The following is a 23,716-nucleotide window of genomic DNA, read 5'->3' on the forward strand; positions in this document are numbered from 1 at the left end:
ATGATCCTTATGCAAGAGCAAGAAGTATTATCGCAAAGCTATCAGATAAAGACCAAGAAAAGATTTTTAATTTTCTGCGTATAGTAATGATAGATACAATGTCAACAATTTTTGGCACCATAGATGGTTCATGTTTTCCTCCTAATATTAGTGGTGATTTCATTCTTGAGTATGATGGAGATGAAATACAAGGTTCATTGCAAGATGAGTTAATTGCCAAAGCGGAAGAGATTGGTGTCTACAATTAATGAATTAATCATTTTCCCCCGATCTGCTAGTAGGCGAAAAACACAACAAACAGGGATAGACCGACTACTGTTATGATTGCACCAACAGAATTGAAGCGATTGCCATCAAAGATACTGGGAAATTCTGCTATACGATGATACCCCAACCTATTAGCGGGATCGAAAGCGTGTTCCTAAAAAAAGAGGTCGATGCTAATTATGGCTAAACGTGTTGTTTGGAAGAAAAATGATCTAGTCAATATCCAATTACGTGATAATTTATACACAATTGGACAGATGCTAACCAGCCCTGAAATGCGCTTTTATGATATTTTCAATTCAGATGGTGCATGGCAGAATTTAGATTTAAATAAAATAGAACCCTTGTTCAGCGTTTTTGTTGGGAATGTGATTAATAAGTCGTTAATTCAAGGGAAAATAAAATCCACTACAGTAATACCCAGTTCAAAGCCTAGCGAAAGATATTGGATTGATGCCTATACTATTTTGGATGGAGATCATTACAAAGGTGACAAATTTAATTTTCATTTTTTAGGAGGAAAATTAATAGATCTTGTTCCTGATGCTAATGGCATTTTAAGTACAACTAGAGCACCAATTATCAAAGAAGATTTAACGCTTCCACAGGATCGTAAGCTTATTGAACAATATGAACTGACTAATATGTGGGGTGATGTGGATTTACGAGACCGCCTCTGTCGCTATTTTGATACAGGTATTAACCGTGATGATCTGAAGTTTGAAGTATTTCCTGGTTTATGGGATGACAGAGAAAAATTGCGTCCCCTGACACGCCACCTACCAGGGCCGCTTCGTTAAACAGATAATCAAAAGAAAACGAAATTTGATCCTCACCAAAATCTTAGACAATACTCGCCTCTATAGAGGCGTTATTAAAGTAATACGGCTTTTTATACTGCTCAGGCGATATCCAACCATGAGCTGACTGTCGGCGAACTTGTGTGAAGTAGATCTCAATATATTCAAATAGCGCTTTATTGGTTTACCCCGTATTTTGTCATCCACATCATGAATCATGTTATTTTTTAAACGTATGGAAAAAACTTTCAGTAACAGCATTATTCCAACAATTGCCAGCTCAGCTCATACTTTATCTCAACCTATGTTGTAACACTAACCATTTAAAATTCATACTGCAACATTGGCTTTATCAAGCACTAGGTAGTAATATCCCTTTAAGAAATTGACGACAGAATAAGACATTTTAAGTGTGTTACAAACTAAATGCCTATCAATATGCGAACTTGTTTGCTGTCCAATTACTTTTCGAGCAAATTAATCATTATCTAAAGGTATAACCAACGATTTAATGCATTGGACAACAATCATGAAATAGGCTTGTAACAAAAGGAGTAATGTTATTATTTTTCATCATTTTATAAAATAAAAACTTCAATAAAATCAATGGTTTTTCTGACTGATTTTTATCATGCCCAGCTAACCTTTCTCTCTGATATATCATAGCCGTTGACTCTGATATCATGTACTAAGCTTGTTGCACCTAAACGGGCTTTATGCTGCCAATAAAGCGCTTTGATATTATCAAACAACTTCCATTAATTTAAGCTCGCATTTTAGCCAAGCATAATAATCTGATACCCTCACGTTCAACTGACGACTAACTGGCAGTACCAGATACGATAACAACATTAATTAGTTTTCTTACATTTATTTTGCTTATTCTGTTTATTCAAATCAAACAATGTAGTTTTTATTATTTTCCATCATGTTTTGACGTGTCATTAATATGATAAATGCTAATTATGAATGGAAATAAACAATAAACTAATATAACCATAATTTTGTTATTTCCATTTTTTCCTTTTTATGTATCTACGTGGTGTTTCAAGAAAGCTAATAAAAAATACATACAATATAAAAATAAAAACAGCCAACCAGAAAAAAATAATATTTGAAAAAAAGCCTTCTCCAGGCTGACTCATCATTAATAAGCTATATAAAAAAATAAAATAAAAATAAAAAATAGCCCAACGTCGTTTACGATTTAACGTTTTATCATTAGCATAGTCCGTTGCAATATATCCCGAAAAATAGTACCGAATAAAGAATCCAACGATAGATAAAAAATAATAACTTATACAGACTAAAATACTCATGCACATCGACCTTATTTTATAATATTACCATCTCTATCTTTTCGATATGTTGAACCATCACTGCTTTCACAGCTATAATAATCGGGTGCATCGTCATTACCTATTGTGATTATCAATGAACAGTTCTCAACAATTTGTCTAACATTAATAATTGTTTCAGGCTCTTTAACAACCATACTTACTTGTTTGGTATCTTTATTAAGTATAAAAGCGTTTATTAATTTTTTAGATAAATCATATAAAGCCTTTACATCAATCATTGCTTCCAGAGCTAATAATTTTTTACTCATTTGTTTATAAGCACTTTCTAAATCACTGCGGCCATATCTAAAGAGTTTAAATGTCGGATCACCCAATTTATTAAATTTTTTCGGCACTAATTTAAAGAGATTTCCTACTGACATCGTTAAATCTAAACTATCATAAGCTATATCGCCAATTGAAGAATCGAAACCTAAAGCCTCGGCTGCATATTTATATCCACTTCTTAAAGGTCCATCAACTTCCATACTTCTGTTGCCACCTTCAATTTCGTTAATAGCACCATTAACAATTCCAGCGGTTCCTTCCTATATTCCATTTACTCCATGCGCTATCATGGGGGCTCCAATAAAACATGTCCAACCCACGGAACAAAGTGCAAACCCACCTGTACTCATTCCCGCACTACCGAAAATAAACAAACCGTTTTTCACCCATACAAGACTTTGTTCCCATAAATTATTTTCTTCAGTCTTTATTTTCTTTGCGCCTTCCTCATAACTCATTTCACCACTTTCAACTTTATTGAAAATATTCATGGCATATGTATCAACATCATCAATAAAAGCTTGTTTTATTTCGTTATAATAAAGGTGTTTTTCACATACTTCGTGGGCGCAGTCCATTAAGCGTTTGGCGTCCAATCGAATTTTTGAGGTGTCATCACTCATTTCAAGTGATGAGTCACTTTGCGTATACATTAGGTTTTGAAAGATAGGTAATAACGTTTCTGAAGGGCTAGGTATTTTAAAACTTGCGCTCTTTGCTGATGAAGAGCTTACAACATTCACATAAGCAAAGCTTTTAGTTGTGATAATTCGATTATTTCCTATTGGGCATCCGCAAGCCACAATGCAACCATCATAGGCAGCCGGTTTACCATCTACAATACAATCATATGTTCCTTCAATAATGGAACCATATCCTTTTGTACATTTAGGACAACTTGCGTAATCGCCTAAGCATGCGATACCTTGACCTTGAGAAAAACCACTATTTGATGCAGAAATTACTTTACCACCCGTTGTCGTATCATCGCCCAACATGGCTAATAATTTATTCATCCCTTTTTCTACTAAACAAATTTAATCGTTAAAATATTATCAATATAATCTATATAAAATTAAGCTTACTATTAGATATCGTTTTCTAATTTAAAAAAATTGAATAAAAAACTGATTGCTGTTGTGATAATTTTTCGTTCATACCTATTACAACGTCATTAAAAGCTACAATGGCGTAACTTTAAAAAATTATGGTTTATGACTGCGTTGTTCTCGCTCAATCGCACGATAACCAATGTCTTTACGATAAAAACAGCCATGCCAGTAAATATCTTTTATTTGCTCATACGCTCGTTGCTGCGCTTCAAGTACGGTATTGCCCAAGGCAGTAACACACAGTACTCGCCCACCATTGGTATATACTCGACCTTTTTCTAAACTGGTTCCCGCATGGAAAATTTTGCAATTATCGGTTGCCTCTGTGGGGAGTCCAAGAATCACATCTTGCGTATTATATTCGCCTGGATAACCGCCTGCAGCTAGCACTACACCTAAGGCTGATCTTGAATCCCATTTGGATTTGACGGTATCAAGCTTACCATCAATGGCCGCTACACAAAGTTTCACTAGATCTGACTGCAATCGCATCATAATGGGTTGTGTTTCAGGATCGCCTAATCGGCAATTAAACTCAATAACTTTTGGGTTGCCTTCTTTATCAATCATTAAACCAGCATATAAAAAGCCAACATAGACATTCCCTTCTTGTGCCATGCCATTAACGGTTGGGTAAATAATTTCATCCATAATTCGTTGAAAAACGGCATCAGTAACCACTGGCGCTGGGGAATAAGCGCCCATACCACCAGTATTTAAGCCCGTATCGCCATCGCCAACACGTTTATGATCTTGGCTTGTTGCCATTGGCTCAACATTTTTGCCATCAACCATGACAATAAAGCTCGCCTCTTCGCCCTCTAGAAACTCTTCAATAACCACTCGATGACCAGCATCCCCAAAGGCATTACCCGCTAACATATCGCACACGGCATCTTCGGCCTCTTTGAGTGTCATTGCTACAATAACACCTTTACCCGCAGCAAGCCCATCGGCTTTAATCACAATTGGAGCGCCTTTCTGACGTATATAAGCAATAGCGGTGTCAATTTCTGTAAAGTTTTGATATTCGGCTGTTGGAATATTATGTCGAGCTAAAAAATCTTTAGTGAATGCTTTAGATCCTTCTAATTGCGCGGCGGATTTTGATGGACCAAATATTTTTAATCCTGCTTTTTGAAAACTATCAACAACACCAATAACGAGTGGCGCTTCAGGACCAACAATTGTTAAATCTATTTGTTCTTGTTGCGCAAAATTGAGCAAACCGCCAACATCAGTTGCTTTAATATTAATATTTTCTAAACTAGGTTCAAGTGCAGTACCTGCATTGCCAGGAGCGACAAAGACTTTTGATACTAATGGTGATTGTGCGACTTTCCAAGCAAGTGCGTGTTCACGCCCACCATTACCTATGACTAAAACTTTCATAAAAGATCCTTTGAATACTAAAATCTGAAAAAAGGATTGTAAATTTTTATGTTTTACAAAACCCAGTGTAGTAATTTATTTTGAGTGAGTTAATGCCCACTCATTTTACTAACAATTAATGTCTAAAATGGCGCATATGAGTAAACATCATCGCAATATTGTGTTCATCTGCCGCTTGTATGACTTCGTCATCACGAATAGAGCCGCCTGGTTGAATCACACAAGTTACACCTGCGGCAGCCGCAGCGTCGACTCCATCCCTAAATGGGAAAAAGGCATCCGAAGCCACAACACAACCAGCAACATTTAGATTCTCATCTTGCGCTTTAATTCCAGCAATTTTGGCTGAATAAACGCGGCTCATTTGACCTGCGCCAATACCTATTGTCATTTTATCTTTTGCATAAACAATGGCATTGGATTTAACAAATTTAGCCACTTTCCAGCAAAATAGTGCATCTGAAAGCTCTTTTTTTGTTGGTTTACGCTTAGTGACAACCGTTAATTGATATTCGTCTATTGTGCCTAAATCACGTTCTTGAACTAGAAGCCCACCATTAACACGTTTAAAATCTAAACTAGCAGGCGATGATGTTGTCCACTCACCACATTCAAGTACGCGTACATTTTTTTTAGCTTGGATAATTGCAAGTGCTTCTTGAGTAACGGATGGTGCAATAATGACTTCTACAAATTGTTTATCGGCAATGGCTTTTGCAGTATCAGCGTCGAGTTGACGATTAAAAGCAATAATGCCACCAAAAGCCGATGTTGGATCGGTTTTAAAAGCGTTTTCATAAGCGTGCAAAATATTATCACTGACTGCTACACCACAAGGATTGGCATGTTTTACAATCACACAAGCAGGTTCATCAAACGACTTCACACATTCAAGCGCAGCATCGGTATCAGCAATATTATTATAAGAAAGTGCTTTCCCTTGCAGTTGTTTTGCAGTTGCAATTGATGCTTCTTTAACATTTTCTTCAACATAAAAAGCCGCTTGCTGGTGGGCGTTTTCGCCGTACCGCATATTTTGTTTTTTAATGAATTGCAAATTTAACGTTCTAGGAAACTCGCCCGCTGGCTCATTTGTCTGCCCCATATAAGGCGGCACTAATTTCCCAAAATAGTTGGCAATCATACCATCATATTTTGCTGTATGCTCAAAAGCTTTAATAGCAAGATTAAAACGATATTCAAAAGAAAGGGAATTGTGATTCTCATCCATCATATTGATAATATTGGTATAATCGCAACTATCAACTACAATGGCGACATCTTTATGATTTTTTGCGGCAGATCGAACCATTGTCGGTCCACCAATATCAATATTTTCAACAGCATCATCCAATGTGCAATGTGGATTAGCAACAGTTTGTGCAAATGGGTAAAGATTAACAACCACCATATCGATAGGTTCGATCTGGTGTTGCTGCATAACTTTATCATCAATACCTCTACGTCCTAAAATTGCTCCATGTATTTTGGGATGTAGCGTTTTAACTCGTCCATCCATCATTTCTGGAAATTTTGTATAGTCAGAAACTTCGGTTACTGGTATTTGGTTTTTGATTAATAATTTTGCTGTTCCCCCAGTTGAAAGCAGTTCCACATTTCGTTCTGATAAAGCTTTAGCAAACGCTAAAATACCCGTTTTGTCGGACACACTAAGTAAAGCACGGCGAATAGGACGAAACTGCTGCATAAGAGGCTCCGAAATTGATATCTAAATCCAAGTTATTGAATTGATATTATATATAAATTATACCTAGATGTTTAGCCCAAACTGATTAAAAAGCTCAAAACCATTGAATAATAAATTTGGATTTTGATAGCAAAACTTGCTGGCAGGTTCGTATTTAGTATAAAAATGAGTTTTTTAGCTGACCGTCATTTTAGGCATGTTAAGTTTTAGCAATAAAATAACTATTGATGATAACGTTCAGAACTACAATATTTCTTAAAATAAACCCATTTTATCCTATAAAAATAGCCTAGGAAAACTTTTAATTTTATAGAATTTTTTATTCTCAAAAATATCCCCTAATTAAAATATCGTTATCAACCTTTCCATAAAAAAAGCGCCTTTACTTGTTCATTGTAAAAACGCTTAACTCTAGTCCCCTTTGCAGGTCTCGCCTTGTCCTAAGCCTTGTTCTTTAACCACTTTACCTTAGTTAGCTCCATCATCCCTATACACAATAAGAATGAAGAACTAAAAGTTAATAGGTACAAACGGCATAACGGGGGTTATAAACAGAGCCCTGGATTATAGTGCCGCCAGATGGGCCGACAGAAAACTGAGTAGCTCCAACTGCATCACTAGTCCAGTAGCTAACCCTACTGATAAAACCTGCTCCAGAATAATCGTTCATCTTGCCCCACTCCGTAAATAAGCCGGCACCTATATTGCGGGCATAATTGTTTTTTAATGATATTGGTGAAGCACCTTTTATGCATGGGGAACTGCTTCCACAATTCGCATTGGTCAGCTCTTCTACTCTTGGCATACGATATCCTATCGCACTACACCATGCTAAGAGGTTAGAATATTCATCAATTACATCACCACTATTGACAAACCATTTTTTCAACACAAAACCGTATTTAATTACCTTAGCACCATTTCTATCATAACCCACTATCTCAAAGGTCTGGGGCAATGCAGGTTTAGCAAGTTGGCTTAAATTGCGGCTACCATTTGCCGATGGCCCTATTAGTGTAACTTTTAATCCATCAGCTTCAAAAAAACCACTACCTAATAATGGCCGACGACGTGGCTCTATTGTCATGCTGACCTCTATACCATCACCCGTTACCGTTGGCCAAGTTAATTCACGAGGGTCAATTCCGCCTATTTCTAAATAAAAATACATTTTATCAGCGCCCGTTGTCGGAAAATTCTTCCCATACGTTGATTGAACTAAAAATCCTTTATCTTTATTCCATATGTGTGATGGACCTGCATAGTCGTCATTACCCCATTGAAGATTTGGCCTTGCGAAACAAACAACAGGTGATGCTTTAGGATTGATATAATATGTTACCTTACTACTACCAAATGGACTATTATTTGGAATACCATACTCTGTACTTAAAACGCCATTTGTGCTACTTAATACAACTTTATAGGGGGCATTACATGGTAATAATTTTTCATTGCGATTCACGGGATTGTCATCTTTATCCGTAATATTGACTGATAAAATGCCCGTAGCTCTAATCCCATTAGCCCCCTGCCCATCACCATCATCATCGCGCCAATAATTATTAGGACCGATTAATGAATTTATGTCTATTGAATTCACATTCGGTGGAACAAACATACTAATATCTGTAAAACGTTCCTCCTCTTGCGGCAAAACAATTGGGTTTGTTTTCCTTGAATAATTAGTTTGTGGAGTAATAACCGAATCATCCGATAACTTAATGCTTAATAACCCCTCTGCCGTTGAGCTTCTCGTTCCCACATTATCAAAGGTTAAATACGGTGCACTACCTTGAATAACCTCCGAGGTCTGCGCCGATAATGCCTGCGAACCAAACGAACAAAGCAACAGTGGCAATAATATCAATCTTGTTTTTGATGAGGATGATTTTAATATCAACGGTGATTTAAACGGCGGTGATAATTTAACATTAAGTATTGTGGGGCTTTTGGCTCCATTTGAAGTTTCTTCGTGCATTACTTTGAAGAAACAAGTCGCAAATCGGCTAAATGTAAAATTATTCTTACGGAATATGTGATGTGATAACTTGAATGATTTAAGAGATAGACCGGCTAATGCCAGACAAATAGAATGGTACTGCATTACGTTCTCCCGTCAAGTAACTTTTGTTTTATTTCGCTTTTCTATGTTTTTTGATTATTAATTGATCTTAAAAAATTGACGAAAGTATAACCACTTAAAAAAAGTTTAGCCAGTCTTTTGGATGTTTTTTTGTAAAGAAATGTAAAGAAAGAATGATAGTTTACTTTTTCAGGCAGGCTTTATTTCAAGTATTTAAAGTATTTAAAGTTTTAGTGATAAAAATAATTATAAATGATAACGCCAGAAATGACATAAAATTCAAATAACCCCATTCAACCTTAAAAATCATTCAGCAAGATCATTGATTTTATTTTTATTTATCTTTTTAAGTTAAATCCAATAATTTTTGTAAAATGAATAGCGTTTCAGTATAAAATTAAATTTTGTTTTTGCTGGTATACTCTGTCATTGAATAAGACAAAACAACCTGTTTCAACTATAAACAATGAACGTATTTTTCTATAAAAACCACCTAGTAAAACTTTAATTTTATTAGGCGGTTAAAGAAAGTTAGGTATCTTTATACCTAATTTGTTACAAAAAATCGCTTAAAATTTTTAATCATCACTATAGCCTAAGCTTCGTAAAGCTCGCTCATCATCAGCCCATCCCGCTTTAACTTTTACCCAAAGTTCTAAATGGACTTTGTTGTCAAAAAAGGATTGCATATCTTTGCGGGCTTCGATGCCTATTTTTTTGATTTTTTCGCCTTTATTGCCGATGACCATTTTCTTTTGCCCATCGCGTTCAACTAAAATCAATCCGTTAATTCGGTACATTCCGTTGCGTTCATCCACTTTGAATTGTTCAATCTCAACCGTTACCGAATAAGGTAATTCATCACCTAAAAAGCGCATGAGCTTTTCACGGATGATTTCTGATGCCATAAAGCGTTGCGAGCGGTCGGTTATGTAATCTTCAGGAAAATGGTGTTCACCTTCTGGTAAATGTTTTTTGACGATATCTTTTATAATATCAATACATTCGCCTTTTTCAGCGCTAATTGGTACAACATCAATGAAATTTGCTTTTTGGCTGATCGTTTGTATATGTGGTAATAATTGTGTTTTGTCACTAACGTTGTCAATTTTATTAATCACTAGCAATATAGGGCTTTTGCAGTCTTTTAACTTGTTAGCGACCATTTCATCATCATCATTCCAATGTGTCCCTTCAACCACAAAAATAACAAGCTCAACATCACCAATTGAGCTACTTGCCGCTCGGTTCATTAAGCGGTTAATCGCCCTTTTTTCTTCAATATGAAGTCCTGGTGTATCAATATAGATAATTTGATCGTTATTTTGTGTGTCGATACCGATAATGCGGTGGCGGGTCGTTTGCGCTTTACGTGATGTAATCGAAACTTTTTGTCCAAGCAACTGGTTTAATAGCGTTGATTTACCTACATTTGGTCGCCCGACAATGGCGACAAACCCGCAATGTTGTGTTGTTTCTATCATTTTATACCTAATTGGTTGAGAGCTTCTTGTGCGGCAGCTTGTTCTGCTTTTCGGCGACTTAAGCCCCGCCCCAAATACTCGTGGCTATCGTCGTCAATTTTACATTGAATTAAGAACTCTTGTTCATGATTATCACCTGTGACTTCAAGAATTAAATAACACGGACGAGGGCGATGAGTTCCTTGTAAATATTCTTGTAATCTTGTTTTGGCATCTTTTTGTTTAATGCCAGGTTGGATTTGGCTTAATCGCGTTTGATACCATGATAAGATTAACAGGCGTATTGTTTCGATGTCGCTATCTAAGTAAATGGCTCCAATAATAGCTTCGACAGCGTCAGAAATAATGGATTCGCGACGAAACCCTCCACTTTTTAATTCACCTTGCCCCAAAATAAGGTGATCGCCCAACTTGAAATCTTTTCCAATTTCGGCAAGTGTTTGCCCACAAACCAAGGTTGCTCGCATTTGGCTTAGATCACCTTCATCTTGTTTGACAAAGCGATGATAGAGTTCATCAGCAATGACGAAACTTAAAATAGAATCGCCTAAAAACTCTAAACGTTCGTTATGCAGTTTATTAGCACTTCGGTGAGTAAGTGCTAATTCAAGTAAAGAGAGATCCTGAAACTGATAGCCGATAGATTGTTGAATTTCAGTAAATGTTTTCATAATGATTAATGTATGCCACCAATACGATTAAAGCGGATACCCGTAGGCCATTCGTTTGGTTGTTTTTCAAAGCTGATCCAAATTGCTGTTGCTTTACCAACAAAGTTAGCTTCAGGCACAAAACCGAAATATCGACTGTCGCCGCTGTTATCACGATTGTCGCCCATCATAAAATAATGACCTGGTGGTACGATCCAAGTAGCATCAGGTTGACCATCTTGGTGATAATAATATCTTGGGTTTTCTTGTGAACCTTGTGTGATTAAGATTTCGTGTGCTCTGTCGCCTAAGGTCTCTTGTTGAATTTTCATATTCAATGTCACAATAGATTCAGAGTCGACAATACCTTTATCAGCATATTGTTCTTCAGTATAAAAACTAGGGTTTGGTTTCAACTGTTCGTGAACTTCTTTCCAATTGCTTAGCTTAGGTTCGCTGTAATGCAAATCAAGTGGTTGCAATTGTTGGCCTTGGCAATTTATATCGGTTGGTTGGCAGGCCGGGTAGATTAGAACTTGCTTTTCTTTAACCTGATACACGATTTTATCGCCAGGCATACCAACAACCCGTTTAATCAGATCCATGCTTGGAATATCAGGGTGCTTAAATACAGCCACATCACCACGTTTAGGTTTTCCTGTAGGGATGATAACAGTATTGGTAATAGGATCACGCATGCCGTATGCATATTTTTCAACAGCAATAAAATCGCCAATTAATAACGTTTGCATCATTGAGCCAGATGGAATTTGAAACGGCTCATATATAAATGAGCGAATAACAAACACCACAAACAAAACTGGGAAAAATGATGATAAGTTTTCAACCCAGCCTTTAGGCTTGCCAACTTGAGCAAGGACTTTTCCATCGACTTCACCATCGCTTTGTGTGCGGATTTCTTCAACTTTGCGTTGTCTTGCTGGTTTCCATTTGAATTTTTCTAAAAACCAAAAAATACCTGTAATAAGTGTCGCTAATGTTAATATGATGGCAAATGTTCCAGCCATTTTTTTCCCTCTTTAAATAAATCTTTTTATCGATTTGTCTTTAATTGGTTAATCTTTCCCTACATGCAAAATCGCTAAAAATGCTTCTTGCGGTAATTCCACATTACCTACTTGTTTCATTCGCTTTTTACCTTCTTTTTGCTTCTGTAGAAGTTTCTTTTTACGGCTTACGTCGCCACCGTAACATTTGGCTAATACGTTTTTACGTAATTGTTTTACGGTTGATCGTGCTATAACATGATTACCAATAGCTGCTTGAATGGCGATATCAAATAGTTGACGGGGAATAAGATCTTTCATTTTTTCAACTAATTCTCGCCCTCGATATGGTGCATTATCTTTATGGGTGATTAAGGCTAATGCATCAACGCGTTCACCGTTAATTAATACATCCAATCTTACCATGTCGGCAGCTTGGAATCGTTTAAAACTGTAATCTAATGAGGCATACCCGCGCGATGTCGATTTTAACTTATCAAAAAAGTCTAATACAACTTCAGTCATTGGGATTTCATACGTTAAAGCAACCTGATTGCCATGATAAACCATGTTGGTTTGTACGCCGCGCTTTTCAACACATAATGTAATTACGTTTCCTAAATAAGTTTGTGGTACTAATATGTTACATTCAGCAATCGGTTCGCGTAATTCTTGGATGTTATTTACTGCCGGTAATTTAGCTGGGCTATCAACATAAATTGTTTCGTTCGATGTGGTTAGCACTTCATAAACAACCGTTGGCGCGGTAGTGATAAGATCGAGGTTGTATTCACGCTCTAAACGCTCTTGAATGATTTCCATATGTAGTAAGCCAAGAAAACCACAACGGAATCCAAATCCTAAAGCGCCTGAATTTTCTGGCTCATAAAATAGTGAAGCATCGTTTAGGCTCAATTTTCCAAGCGCATCACGGAAAGCTTCGTAATCGTCAGAACTGGTTGGAAATAACCCTGCGTAAACTTGTGGTTTGACCTTTTTAAAACCTGGTAATGGGGTTTGTGCAGGTGCTTTTGCCAAAGTCAGAGTATCACCCACTGGAGCGCCTAATATATCTTTGATAGCACAAACAACCCAACCTACTTCACCACAATTGAGGCGCTGTGTATCTACTTGTTTTGGAGTAAAAATACCTAGCCTGTCCACGTTATAAGTCATGCCAGTACTCATTACTTTGATCTTATCGCCTTTGTTTAACTCACCATTTTTAATGCGAATTAGTGATACTACACCTAAGTAGTTATCAAACCACGAATCGATAATAAGTGCTTGTAATGGTGCATTAGAGTCGCCTTCTGGTGGGGGGATATCACTAACTAATTGCTCAAGTACATCAATAACACCAACACCTGTTTTAGCCGAACAGCGAACCGCATTACTTGCATCAATGCCAACAATATCTTCGATTTCAGCCGCAACACGTTCTGGTTCGGCTGCGGGTAAATCTATTTTATTAAGAACGGGTACAACTTCAAGATCCATATCTAACGCGGTATAGCAGTTTGCTAGTGTTTGTGCTTCTACGCCTTGCCCAGCATCCACAACTAATAATGCCCCTTCACAAGCAGCAAGCGAGCGAGAGACTTCGTACGAAAAGTCAACATGGCCTGGCGTGTCAATAAAATTGAGCTGATAGGTTTCGCCATTTTTAGCATGATAATCAAGCGTTACGCTTTGTGCTTTAATGGTGATCCCTCGCTCACGCTCAAGATCCATAGAATCGAGCACTTGGGCTTCCATTTCGCGATCTGACAGCCCACCACAAATTTGAATGATGCGGTCTGAAAGCGTTGATTTACCATGGTCAATATGAGCAATGATTGAAAAATTGCGGATATTTTTATTCATATTAATAAATTAGTATCTTGGTTATTAACGGTTAACTATCTAAAGTGCCTTTTGGTTATTACCAGCATTGCTAATAATTACATAGACAGAAAGAGGAACATTTTACACATTTATCACTACTAAGCATAGCGTTATCGAGAAGTTTGTCTTTATTTCTGGATAATATTTTGTGCAATACGCTCAACAGTAGTTTGTGGCAAATTACCAATGATGATAATATTTTTGTGCCCAAAGTTCGTTGAATAAATAGTCCGCCCACCCTGTTGGATGATTTGATTTGATTGTTTAGCTTGCTCAGAAGATACATTAACCGTAAACGAAAATACACCATCTGAGTACAATTTAGTGGCAATATCAGAGCTATAAAAATTCAAATTATAGGCGGCTATTTCTTTAAACCCTTTAGGCAACCAAGCTAATCGCCATTGGCCAAGCACATCTTTTTGCTTTTCAATCGATAATAAAATCGGATAAGTTCGGCTATTGATGTAGTTTGCCAGTTCATTCTTATCAAAATCTTTCTCAAGTTGAACCACTTTTAGTTGGCTGATGACATCATTATTTTGATCTAATAAATCAATTCTCATCGGTAAATCGGTTTCATCATCAATCCAAATCACATAGCTATAACGGTCGTTATCTTTAGCGACAACTTTTACCAATTGTACGCTTCGGTTAGCAGTTCTAGTTTGACCTAATTCAATAAAATCATAAATGTCTTTAAGCGCATCGAAATTGTTATAGATCACATCAGGAAAAGCTTCCAAAATACGTGAGCTTGTAATAGAAAATGATGGGCTATCAGGCTGAAAATAACTGGTGACGCCTTTATGTAAAATGATCTCTTTATCAGGACCTTCAAGATAACGCAAACACGCATTAATATCTTCTTTTTTAGTAGCGCCCAAATGGCTATATTCAAATGTGCTTACATATTGGTTTTTATCTTGAGATAAAAAGTAAATTCGGTAATCTTGCGTTTTTACAGCATGATTCATTCTATTTAAGCGTATTAGGGCATCGTCGGTATCCTGAGCAAAAATAGACGCTGAAAAAAACACAAAAAACAGAGCAAATATAATATTTCTGCTCTGTTTTAGAGAATATATAACAAAATAATGTAATGATTTCATTTCGAATTAACGAGCATTTAATCTTTTTTGTAATTCATAATCTTGTACAAGCAATCTAATTTTGTCATATTGGCGTTTTTCAAGTAATTGCTGATCGTTTTGTTGGTGAGTTCCCCCCACTGGTGCAAGGTTTATCCCTACTGGTACTGTATTTAATATAGGGCTTGCGTTAACACTATCTGCTTGTCCTTGATGATATTGCACACCAACAATAATGCCAAGGGTTACACACGCTGCAAGCCCAACTTGGCTAGCTTTAGCAAAAAAGTCTTTAACGTGAATCCACATGAGATTTTCAGATTTTGGTGGCGCAGTGGCTTCAACATTAGGTTGATTTGTCGGTTGGTTATATAAATCTTCAGCCATAATTACATTAGCTACTTGCTTAGAAACATCTAGCGTTAATAAGCTACTATGCAACTCGCCACGCATTGTATTTCTTACAAGGTGGTAGCGCTGCCAGCATGATTGCAAACTTTCGTCATATGATACTGCATCAACAATATGATCATTGTCAAACTCACCGTCCATAAGTAGTGAAAGTTGCTCTTTCTGTTCTATTTGCATAGTAAATACCTTAAATTTATGACTACTGCTTATTAATTTGTTTGTAACCGTTAACTAAGTAATGGTTTAATTTTTTCATCAATTGCATCGCGTGCTCTAAAAATACGTGACCGCACTGTCCCTACAGGGGTATCCATAATTTTAGCGATTTCTTCATAGCTTAAACCGTCAATTTCGCGCAACATGATTGCCGTTTTTAAATCGTCGGGTAATGCCTCTATGGCAGCAAATACTGTTTTTTTCACTTCGTCTGAAAGCGCTAAATTTTCAGGATTATCGAGATCTCTCAATGAATCTGCACCTTCGTAACTTTCAGCCTCGTTAGCATCAATATCTGATGCTGGAGGACGCCTTCCTTGAGACGCTAAGTAATTTTTTGCCGTATTAACCGCAATTCGATACAACCATGTGTAAAAAACACTTTCACCTTTAAAAAGGCTTAATGAACGGTATGCCTTTATAAAAGTATCTTGCACAACATCAGGAACTTCAGACGCTAATACATAACGAGAAACCAAATAAGCCAATTTGTTTTGATAACGAACAACAAGTAAATTAAAAGCGTTTTTGTCTCCCTTAAGAACGCGATCAACTAGTACTTGGTCTGTTACTTGCTCCCCCATTAAAGGCCATTCCTTATTGTGTTAATAACTGTCGTTCGGCCCAAATTTGCGCATACAAACAGTTAGATTCTTAAATTGAAAAAAAGTTCCCACTATTTTAATAGAAATTTAATTATTTTACTCATTAATTGTAAATATTTAATCTTTATATACTCAAAAATAAATTTTTCTGAAGTTTTTTGACAACGATTATTGCAAATAAGATCGGGTTTCGATTTTTTAATTAAGCGGAACGATCTCTCGCTCACCACGTTCATTATAAGTGATTTGATAAAATTGAGGTAGATTAAAATTAACCGAGCTACTGGTGGTAAACGTAAAACGATCGTCAGATAAAACATAAAATTCGTTGATATCTTTCACCATATTGTCTCTTGAACCGTTGCAGTTACGATAAATTTCAACTTGATTATGTTCATTTAAAATGAAAAGATCAAAGCCCGAATCGGTATTTTCAAAGAAGAATTGAATAATCCCTGCATAAGCAACACTATCAATTTCTTTCGGTAGTTCGTTAGTTTCGTCTAAAATATTCAGTGGCCTACCTTGTATTTTATTATTTGATACCGCGCCATAAAAATCAATTGCATTGTCAAATTGATGACTTGATACGCCTAGTCGTTCAAAAAACAGATACCAAGAAGCTCCTCCAACCCTTAATGGTTTAACTTGTGTTGAGTTGTTTTCAGTCGTGGTTAAACGTAAATCAATACATTCATCCATTAGCTTTTTCATGTCCTGTTTGATTTCATTGCTTAGGTACTCACTATAACAAAAAATTTCGATTGAACTGGGCAAGTCAGCGTCTTTGTGCATACGATTTAACAAAGCCTTAATCGCTTCAAGCACCGATAGTGTGCCACTAAAATGAAGTACACGAATTTCATTCCATGAATTACGATAAAGAAGATCTATCGATCCCACCAAGCTCAGCTCATGCTGACCATAATTAAGCACGCTATTAGTTACTTGGTCGTCTAATTCAATATTCACTGTTGGATCGTCTTCTAAATTTAAAATAATAGCTAAATGACGAATTTCACATGGTCCATATAACTGATCTTCAGTTGCTGTAGGCACATCAATAGGAAAATATTTTTTTAGATCCTCAATCAACTTATTAATTTTTGTGTTGTTTCGATTTTCTCCATCGCGATAATAAAAAGAGGTAGAATCAGCTATTAAGCCGTTAAAGTAACACCATCCTACTAATTTCACTAAATATTTGCTGTATTCTAGATATTGATGACCAACAATTGATTTCAACATAGGTTTTTGATTATAAACATACCATCCAGCTCGATTAATACGATCTTTGGCGACATGAATAAATGTTAATACCTCTTCTTGTAGATTATCAGATATATTAAGCTTTAAAGTGGTAATCTTTCCCGGTAGTACTTCAAAAGCAGCATAGAGCTTTCGTGTTAATATCGCCAAATCTTTAGGGCTAATCTGTGAGTCTAAATTATTACGCCGACCAAAATTAAGCAAATTTCGATAGCCCGCCATCATGGTGTGTAACAAAATTTCATGCATTTCTCGAACTTGCCCTATTTTCCATTTTTGGCAAGCATCTAATTTTGCAATTTGTTGTTTATTCCATCCCCAGCTTTTAACTAAGTTACTAAGTATAGCACGGCGCCAAGAAAGTGATTTCATTGGAATAGAGAGCTTTTCATTTATTTTTAAATAAAAACAGTTGCGAATTAACTCAAGTCGTTGCCAATCATTAATTTCAATGAGATAGTTACTAATTCTGTCTAATAGCATGTAATACGAATCTAGATACATTCCTTTATGTATTTCGCCGTTTTGAATGAGTTCTCTCATTTGATAAGCAATTGGTTTATTTTGTGGGTAAATCCATGAATACGCTTCTAATAACATAGTTTTAAGCACAGCTTTAAAAGGTGAATCAATGCTTTTATAAAGTTGCCACAAACTTGCACCAAAATACTCTTCAGCTGATAGATTTGTTAACGGTCCAAAATCAATCCACTGATCTCGTTCAATTAAATTAAGATCAACCATGGCGTTAACACATTCTTCATAAGTGGAGTAAATGACGTTATTCACAGTAAAGTTATGGGGCACCACAAACCACAACAAAAATTTGCCAGCTAATAAATTTGCGGAGCGATAAAACTCTTCAAGCAACAAAATGTGCTGTGCAGAACCACAATTCTCACCCATTAAGCATTCATGATGTTTATTAATAAACCGATCGGCATCAACAACAAATAACGTTAATTTAACCTGCAACGTTGCGGCCCAATCTTCAATTAGGCGACATTTTAACTGTAAGAATTCTTTTTGTTGGTCAGTTAAACTATTTTCAATGCATATCCAAATATCAAGATCCGATTGAACCGACTGCCCCATAGAACAGGTGCTGCCCATTGAATATAAAGCTGATATTGCAGGAACACGAGTCACTTTAGTTTTATTTTTGGTGGGAGCAAAATTAAATTTATGTTTAAGTAGTTTTTTTGTATCAGTAGATAATTGATAACAAGCAATCCCTGAAGGTATATTACCTTCCATATATCCGGGTAATTCAGGAGTATGATAGTGAAAAAGAGCAGGAAGCAACAAAAATACTTGTTGAAATTCATCAGGCATGCCAATAAGAGCCCGTTCACGCTTTAGATTGGCAAGCTCTTCAAGTTCTTTTTTTATGTTATTGATATAATATTGCATAGCTTCAATTAGGTAAAACACGCGTATTAAACTAACGCATTTGGTAAATCTAGCATGTTATTAGTGCAAGGTAAATAGGGCTAAAATTTAATCTTAGAGTAAAACACATTAATATGATCACAATTGAAAATATAACTAAGCAAATCCAAAAAAAGCAGGCAACCAAATTTGTCGATAATAAAGCTGCGGTATTGTTACCAATCGTCGAGGTTAATCACCAATTGCATCTGTTATTTCAGGTCAGATCAGAAAAACTAAAATGGCAACCTGGCGATATCTGTTTTCCTGGTGGTCGGGTTGAATTGACTGACCCCAATCCCGAATACACCGCCAAGCGTGAGACTGTTGAAGAATTAGGTATAGCCTACAATCAAATAACGATTTTAGGGCAATTACCTAAATTTATTGCAACATTAGGTATGATTATTTACCCATTTGTAGGCACAATAAACTCGCTAAATGATTTGCAACTAAACCATGACGAAGTAGAACAAATCTTTACCGTTCCGGTTGAGTGGTTTATTCATAACCGCCCAATGAGTGCAACAATGTTTGTAGGGCATAAACCTGCCGATGATTTCCCTTTTAATATCATTACTAACCGTTCACAAAGCTGGCAAAAACGCGAGCATCCCGTCTATTTTTATCAGTATCGTAATAGGGTTATTTGGGGGTTAACCGCTCAAATTCTTATGCGTTTCATCGAAACAATTCGTGAATAATCTATAGGGTAAATACAATTTTACAAAAGTAATCACAAGTTTAATCAGCAAAAAGTTAACACTTTTTTTAACAAATTATTTCATTTTAAGCAATTTGTGCTAGGCTCTATTCTATTTAATGAAAAGAGCTTGAGGATTATCACTGAACATCTTATAACTATAGATAGTTGTTTTACAATTCATTCAAACCAAAACAACTATTATATGTCTTAACACTTTTTACAAGTAGACAAGGACAAAACATTCTGGAGCTCCACAAGTTAGAACATTCTCAAAGCAACACTATATTAATATATCTGTAAATTAAATAAGCGTTAACAAAGTGATTTTCTATTTTAATAATTCAAAACGAAGGATTCAATCATGAAACGTTTTACCAAAACTTCTATTGCTTTAGCCGTACTATTATCTTTACCCGTTGCGAATCTTTACGCTGCTGAACCTTTAACAGCCAAAGAAAGTAGCCATTTAGTGCCATTAAAAGAAATTTCAGTGACTGGAAGTTACTTACAAGCCGATAACGCAGCTAAGGATATTTCACGTGCGGCCGACGAAGCGGGAGCTAAATATTACCACATTACTGCCATCGAAAGCCCAGCTAATGGCACTTCATCAGATCGCGCTATTGTTTATGCAAATATTTATCAATCTAATGCACCTATTGCCGTGCAGAAAGATGAAACCACCTATAATGGTGTAGTTTCTTATAATCGTTCAAAGGCGCTTTACTATTTACCATTTGAAATTGTTAAATTTAAAGGTAATTACAATAACACATCCGAAATCACTCAAGCAGCAAGTAAATTAGCCGCTGAGAAAAATGCTTATGCGTTTTATATCGATTCAATTTCGTCGGCTAATGCCAGCAGTCAAGCTGAAGATATCGAAGTTGCCTTATACAAACAAGATGCGCCAATCAGAGATTATATCGCTACAAATGCGATACAAGGTCAAGATGCTTACGAAATCAGTAGTGAAGCGTTTAAACATATGACCCCATTTAATACAATTAGCTTCCATGGTGTATTTAACAATACTGCAGAAATTAGTTCGGCTGCACAAAAACATGCTATCGCTAATGGCGCCCATTTTTATTACGTAAAAGAAGTATCTGCCAACCCTGCAAACACAGCGCAAACGGTGTTTGTAAGCCTATATAAATAAAGTCACAGTTTTCTAAAATAAGTTCTACATGAGCAATGTTTTTTGCTCATGTGGGCTTCACATCAAAAACGTTAATCTAAAACATTAACTTTCATGGTAATTGCTTAATTATTAATATCAATTTTTAACTAAAATCGGTCAGATATCCCAAATTAAGCATACAGATAAAATTCTGCCAACCTCATTTGGCAAAGACAAATAGATAGCAATTAGGAATTTTAATCGAAGGATACACTTTAGCAATCAAAATGATCAAAGTATGGCTGGGGTACCAGGATTCGAACCTGGGCGTGGCGGGATCAAAACCCGCTGCCTTACCGCTTGGCTATACCCCACTATAGAAAACAAATATCGTACACAATATACGTTAGTGAGAACTAGAATAAATCTAGCACATCTACCAGTTCCATCTATATGCAATAGCATTAATGGAATCAGCATGCTGGATATAAAACAGATTATAGAGTAAGATATCTTAAATATGCATACTGGAATGGCTGGGGTACCAGGATTCGAACCTGGGCGTGGCGGGATCAAAACCCGCTGCCTTACCGCTTGGCTATACCCCAATTAAAGGATAAACATTAAGATTAAATGGTGCGGGTGGAGAGACTTGAACTCACACACCTTGCGGCGCCAGAACCTAAATCTGGTGCGTCTACCAATTTCGCCACACCCGCACTGAATACTTCCGGTAAAAGTATTACCCAATCTTAATGGTGGCTACGACGGGATTCGAACCTGTGACCCCATCATTATGAGTGATGTGCTCTAACCAGCTGAGCTACGTAGCCATTCATTCGCAACGTCGTAACCAACATTGCGAGGCGCATTATGCTTGTGTTACGACAAATCGTCAACCCTTTTTTTAAGATATTTTGAAAAAAAGTTGCGATTGATTAAGATGCAATCAAATCCAGTTTATTAACGCTTCAATTCGCCTTTTTTGTAACTCGCAATGAATTTGTTTTCCAGTATAACCATCAGCAATAATGTGTTGCACGTTAACACCATTGGCGATGCTATAAGCTTCTTTTAAATAATTTGCTTGTGTAAACGATGTTGTTTTAGCGAAAGCTTGGCTTGCGATGATTAATTGATTTAGGTGCAAAGGGTTGCGCCATACATCAATGTTATTTAACAACGAAACAATTTGCTCAGCAGTGAGTGTCTGCGCTCTTTCAACATCGCCACGATATTGGCGAGTCATAATCGCAATTTTAGTATAGTTGTTGGGGGCTTTGATTTTTGCGCACAATGATTCGACCACAGACTTACTAGGCAACAGCCCACACAATACAGCAAAACGTATAGTTAAATCGTCAGTTAGTAGGGTTGATTTTTTTAGCGCATCAAGAATATCAGCTGATAGGCATAATAATGGAAACAACAACGTAAGCGCCCCACATTGCTCAAGTACTTGAAAATAGATTTGAGGATTTGAAGTTGACAATGCTTTTTCTGTTTCCTTCCATACGCGTTCTGGCGTTAAACAACTCACCTCACCAGCTGATACCATTTGTTTCATTAAGTCTAAGGTTTGTGGCGCTACAGTAAAGCCTAATTGATGAAAACGCGCTGCAAAACGTGCAACTCGTAATATACGTAGCGGATCTTCTCGAAAAGCTGGTGAGACATGGCGTAAGATTTTATGTTTGATATCATCAACACCATGATAAGGATCGATAATATTGCCATTTTCATCCATGGCAATGGCGTTAATGGTTAAATCTCGGCGAATCAGATCTTGTTCTAATGTAATTTCTTTACTAAAATCACAAATAAATCCAGTATAACCTTTACCGGATTTTCGCTCAGTCCGAGCCAATGCGTATTCTTCTTTTGTTTTGGGGTGCAAAAATACAGGGAAATCTTTACCGACTTGTTGATATCCTAATGCCAAAAGCTCCTCTGGCGTAGCACCAACAACAACCCAGTCATGATCAATAACAGGCAGATGCAACAAACTATCGCGCACACTACCTCCAACAAGATAGGTTGCACTCATCTATCGCATCCAACGATCTTTTTTACGTCGACTAGGTATAATCCTTGGTAATATAAGCCCTAAAATAAGGCCACCACCAGCTACAAGACCACCATAGGTGAACCAAGTTACAATAAGATCAAGGCGTTTATCATCCACTTGATTCAGCATTGATTCAATTCGCGTCCCCTGCTCTTTGAGCTGTTGTTCTAAAACTTCATTTTTACTTTGAAGTGTTTCAATTGTTTTTTCCGCTGATTGCAACTTTTGGATGTATTCATTGACCAATTTCTGTTGGTTCGCATCGGCGTTATCGGCTTTATCTTTATATTCTGCAAATTTTGCTTCTAACTCAGGAAAGCGTTCTTTATAGCTAGCTTGTTCGTTCAGTTTAGCCGTTTCTATCCAAGCAACACTACCATTATTAAGTTGAATACGACTGTATTTACCATCTGCACTTTTTTCTAGCTCAATGACCTTTTCTCCAGCTTTAACTACATTAGAAAACGCATACTGCGAACCAGGGCCTCGCCGCAAATAAATATCAACATCATCTGTCACATATTTGTCTATAGCGTAACTATTAAAAGCAATCGCAAAAAGCGGAAGCATTGTAATAACATTATGTTTTTTCATCATATTTACAACAATAACCTATAAATATTTACATAATAACATAAATAAATGGTAATTCGCATAATCATTTTATTTGTAAGTGGTTATCAATCTTAAAATAAAGTTAATATCCCCAGAAATGGAATTGGTTATATTTTGTGCTTTGCTAACCACCAAATAAGGAATTAAAGATACCCTTTAA

The 23,716-nt window shown here is 36.5% G+C and carries 19 protein-coding genes and 4 tRNA genes; 4 read left to right on the forward strand and 19 right to left on the reverse strand.

Features of this window, described 5'->3' with window-relative positions; genetic code table 11:
• Positions 1 to 248, forward strand: a 248-nt coding sequence (locus tag A9G41_RS14195) for a hypothetical protein (protein WP_065652808.1), incomplete at its 5' end; no start/stop codon positions are given.
• A gap of 189 nt (positions 249 to 437) precedes the next feature.
• Positions 438 to 1,067: a hypothetical protein gene (locus A9G41_RS03550; protein ID WP_176700447.1), complete on the forward strand. Its 630-nt coding sequence runs from the start codon at positions 438 to 440 to the stop codon at positions 1,065 to 1,067.
• 1,330 nt (positions 1,068 to 2,397) lie between these two features.
• Here A9G41_RS03550 and A9G41_RS03560 read toward each other — a convergent pair.
• From A9G41_RS03560 to A9G41_RS03620, 13 genes are all read right to left on the reverse strand, one after another.
• Entirely contained in the window at positions 2,398 to 2,940 is a 543-nt protein-coding gene (locus A9G41_RS03560) for a DUF4225 domain-containing protein (protein WP_255307298.1), read from the reverse strand.
• A 15-nt stretch (positions 2,941 to 2,955) separates the two neighbouring features.
• A complete protein-coding gene (locus tag A9G41_RS03565) occupies positions 2,956 to 3,711 on the reverse strand; it encodes a PAAR domain-containing protein (RefSeq protein WP_065582471.1) in 756 nt (251 codons plus the stop codon).
• A 189-nt stretch (positions 3,712 to 3,900) separates the two neighbouring features.
• Positions 3,901 to 5,199, reverse strand: a complete 1,299-nt coding sequence (gene purD, locus A9G41_RS03570; protein ID WP_065582470.1) for a phosphoribosylamine--glycine ligase — start codon at positions 5,197 to 5,199, stop codon at positions 3,901 to 3,903.
• Between the two features lie 115 nt (positions 5,200 to 5,314).
• On the reverse strand, positions 5,315 to 6,907 hold the full coding sequence (purH, locus tag A9G41_RS03575; protein ID WP_065582469.1) for a bifunctional phosphoribosylaminoimidazolecarboxamide formyltransferase/IMP cyclohydrolase: 1,593 nt from the start codon (positions 6,905 to 6,907) through the stop codon (positions 5,315 to 5,317).
• Positions 6,908 to 7,424: 517 nt separating this feature from the next.
• Entirely contained in the window at positions 7,425 to 9,014 is a 1,590-nt protein-coding gene (locus A9G41_RS03580) for a hypothetical protein (protein ID WP_179854673.1), read from the reverse strand.
• 557 nt (positions 9,015 to 9,571) lie between these two features.
• Complete coding sequence (era, locus tag A9G41_RS03585) at positions 9,572 to 10,477, reverse strand: GTPase Era (protein ID WP_065582467.1); 906 nt, start codon at positions 10,475 to 10,477, stop codon at positions 9,572 to 9,574.
• Positions 10,474 to 11,151 carry a ribonuclease III gene (rnc, locus tag A9G41_RS03590; protein ID WP_442902718.1) on the reverse strand — a complete coding sequence of 226 codons (678 nt, stop codon included), beginning with the start codon at positions 11,149 to 11,151 and terminating at the stop codon, positions 10,474 to 10,476. Before rnc ends, era begins: the two co-directional genes overlap by 4 nt.
• A gap of 2 nt (positions 11,152 to 11,153) precedes the next feature.
• Positions 11,154 to 12,155 carry a signal peptidase I gene (lepB, locus tag A9G41_RS03595; protein ID WP_065582465.1) on the reverse strand — a complete coding sequence of 334 codons (1,002 nt, stop codon included), beginning with the start codon at positions 12,153 to 12,155 and terminating at the stop codon, positions 11,154 to 11,156.
• Positions 12,156 to 12,203: 48 nt separating this feature from the next.
• On the reverse strand, positions 12,204 to 14,000 hold the full coding sequence (gene lepA, locus A9G41_RS03600; RefSeq protein ID WP_065566485.1) for a translation elongation factor 4: 1,797 nt from the start codon (positions 13,998 to 14,000) through the stop codon (positions 12,204 to 12,206).
• 149 nt (positions 14,001 to 14,149) lie between these two features.
• A complete protein-coding gene (locus A9G41_RS03605) occupies positions 14,150 to 14,998 on the reverse strand; it encodes a MucB/RseB C-terminal domain-containing protein (RefSeq protein ID WP_065582464.1) in 849 nt (282 codons plus the stop codon).
• A gap of 141 nt (positions 14,999 to 15,139) precedes the next feature.
• Positions 15,140 to 15,700 carry an RseA family anti-sigma factor gene (locus A9G41_RS03610; protein ID WP_065582463.1) on the reverse strand — a complete coding sequence of 187 codons (561 nt, stop codon included), beginning with the start codon at positions 15,698 to 15,700 and terminating at the stop codon, positions 15,140 to 15,142.
• Between the two features lie 50 nt (positions 15,701 to 15,750).
• Positions 15,751 to 16,323, reverse strand: a complete 573-nt coding sequence (gene rpoE, locus A9G41_RS03615) for an RNA polymerase sigma factor RpoE (RefSeq protein ID WP_065566482.1) — start codon at positions 16,321 to 16,323, stop codon at positions 15,751 to 15,753.
• A gap of 219 nt (positions 16,324 to 16,542) precedes the next feature.
• On the reverse strand, positions 16,543 to 19,026 hold the full coding sequence (locus A9G41_RS03620) for a class I adenylate cyclase (RefSeq protein ID WP_065582462.1): 2,484 nt from the start codon (positions 19,024 to 19,026) through the stop codon (positions 16,543 to 16,545).
• Between the two features lie 113 nt (positions 19,027 to 19,139).
• Here A9G41_RS03620 and A9G41_RS03625 point away from each other — a divergent pair, with 113 nt between their 5' ends.
• Together A9G41_RS03625 and A9G41_RS03630 are read left to right on the forward strand one after the other, a co-directional pair.
• The gene (locus A9G41_RS03625) at positions 19,140 to 19,748 is read left to right on the forward strand and encodes an NUDIX hydrolase (RefSeq protein WP_081302180.1); all 609 of its coding nucleotides are present in this window, start codon (positions 19,140 to 19,142) and stop codon (positions 19,746 to 19,748) included.
• 363 nt (positions 19,749 to 20,111) lie between these two features.
• Positions 20,112 to 20,912: a YdgH/BhsA/McbA-like domain containing protein gene (locus A9G41_RS03630; RefSeq protein WP_065582461.1), complete on the forward strand. Its 801-nt coding sequence runs from the start codon at positions 20,112 to 20,114 to the stop codon at positions 20,910 to 20,912.
• Positions 20,913 to 21,172: 260 nt separating this feature from the next.
• On the opposite strand, the gene A9G41_RS03635 is transcribed toward A9G41_RS03630, so the two are convergent.
• From A9G41_RS03635 to A9G41_RS03660, 6 genes are all read right to left on the reverse strand, one after another.
• Positions 21,173 to 21,247 (reverse strand) — tRNA-Gln (locus A9G41_RS03635).
• A 159-nt stretch (positions 21,248 to 21,406) separates the two neighbouring features.
• Positions 21,407 to 21,481 (reverse strand) — tRNA-Gln (locus A9G41_RS03640).
• A gap of 26 nt (positions 21,482 to 21,507) precedes the next feature.
• Positions 21,508 to 21,592: transfer RNA gene (locus A9G41_RS03645), tRNA-Leu, on the reverse strand.
• A gap of 37 nt (positions 21,593 to 21,629) precedes the next feature.
• A tRNA-Met gene (locus A9G41_RS03650) sits at positions 21,630 to 21,706 on the reverse strand.
• Positions 21,707 to 21,822: 116 nt separating this feature from the next.
• On the reverse strand, positions 21,823 to 22,920 hold the full coding sequence (locus A9G41_RS03655; protein ID WP_065582460.1) for a CCA tRNA nucleotidyltransferase: 1,098 nt from the start codon (positions 22,918 to 22,920) through the stop codon (positions 21,823 to 21,825).
• Complete coding sequence (locus A9G41_RS03660; RefSeq protein WP_065582459.1) at positions 22,921 to 23,538, reverse strand: TIGR04211 family SH3 domain-containing protein; 618 nt, start codon at positions 23,536 to 23,538, stop codon at positions 22,921 to 22,923.
• Between the last annotated feature and the right edge of the window lie 178 nt (positions 23,539 to 23,716).

Source organism: Gilliamella sp. Nev5-1 (assembly GCF_001690895.1).
GTDB classification, from domain to species: domain Bacteria; phylum Pseudomonadota; class Gammaproteobacteria; order Enterobacterales; family Orbaceae; genus Gilliamella; species Gilliamella apicola_C.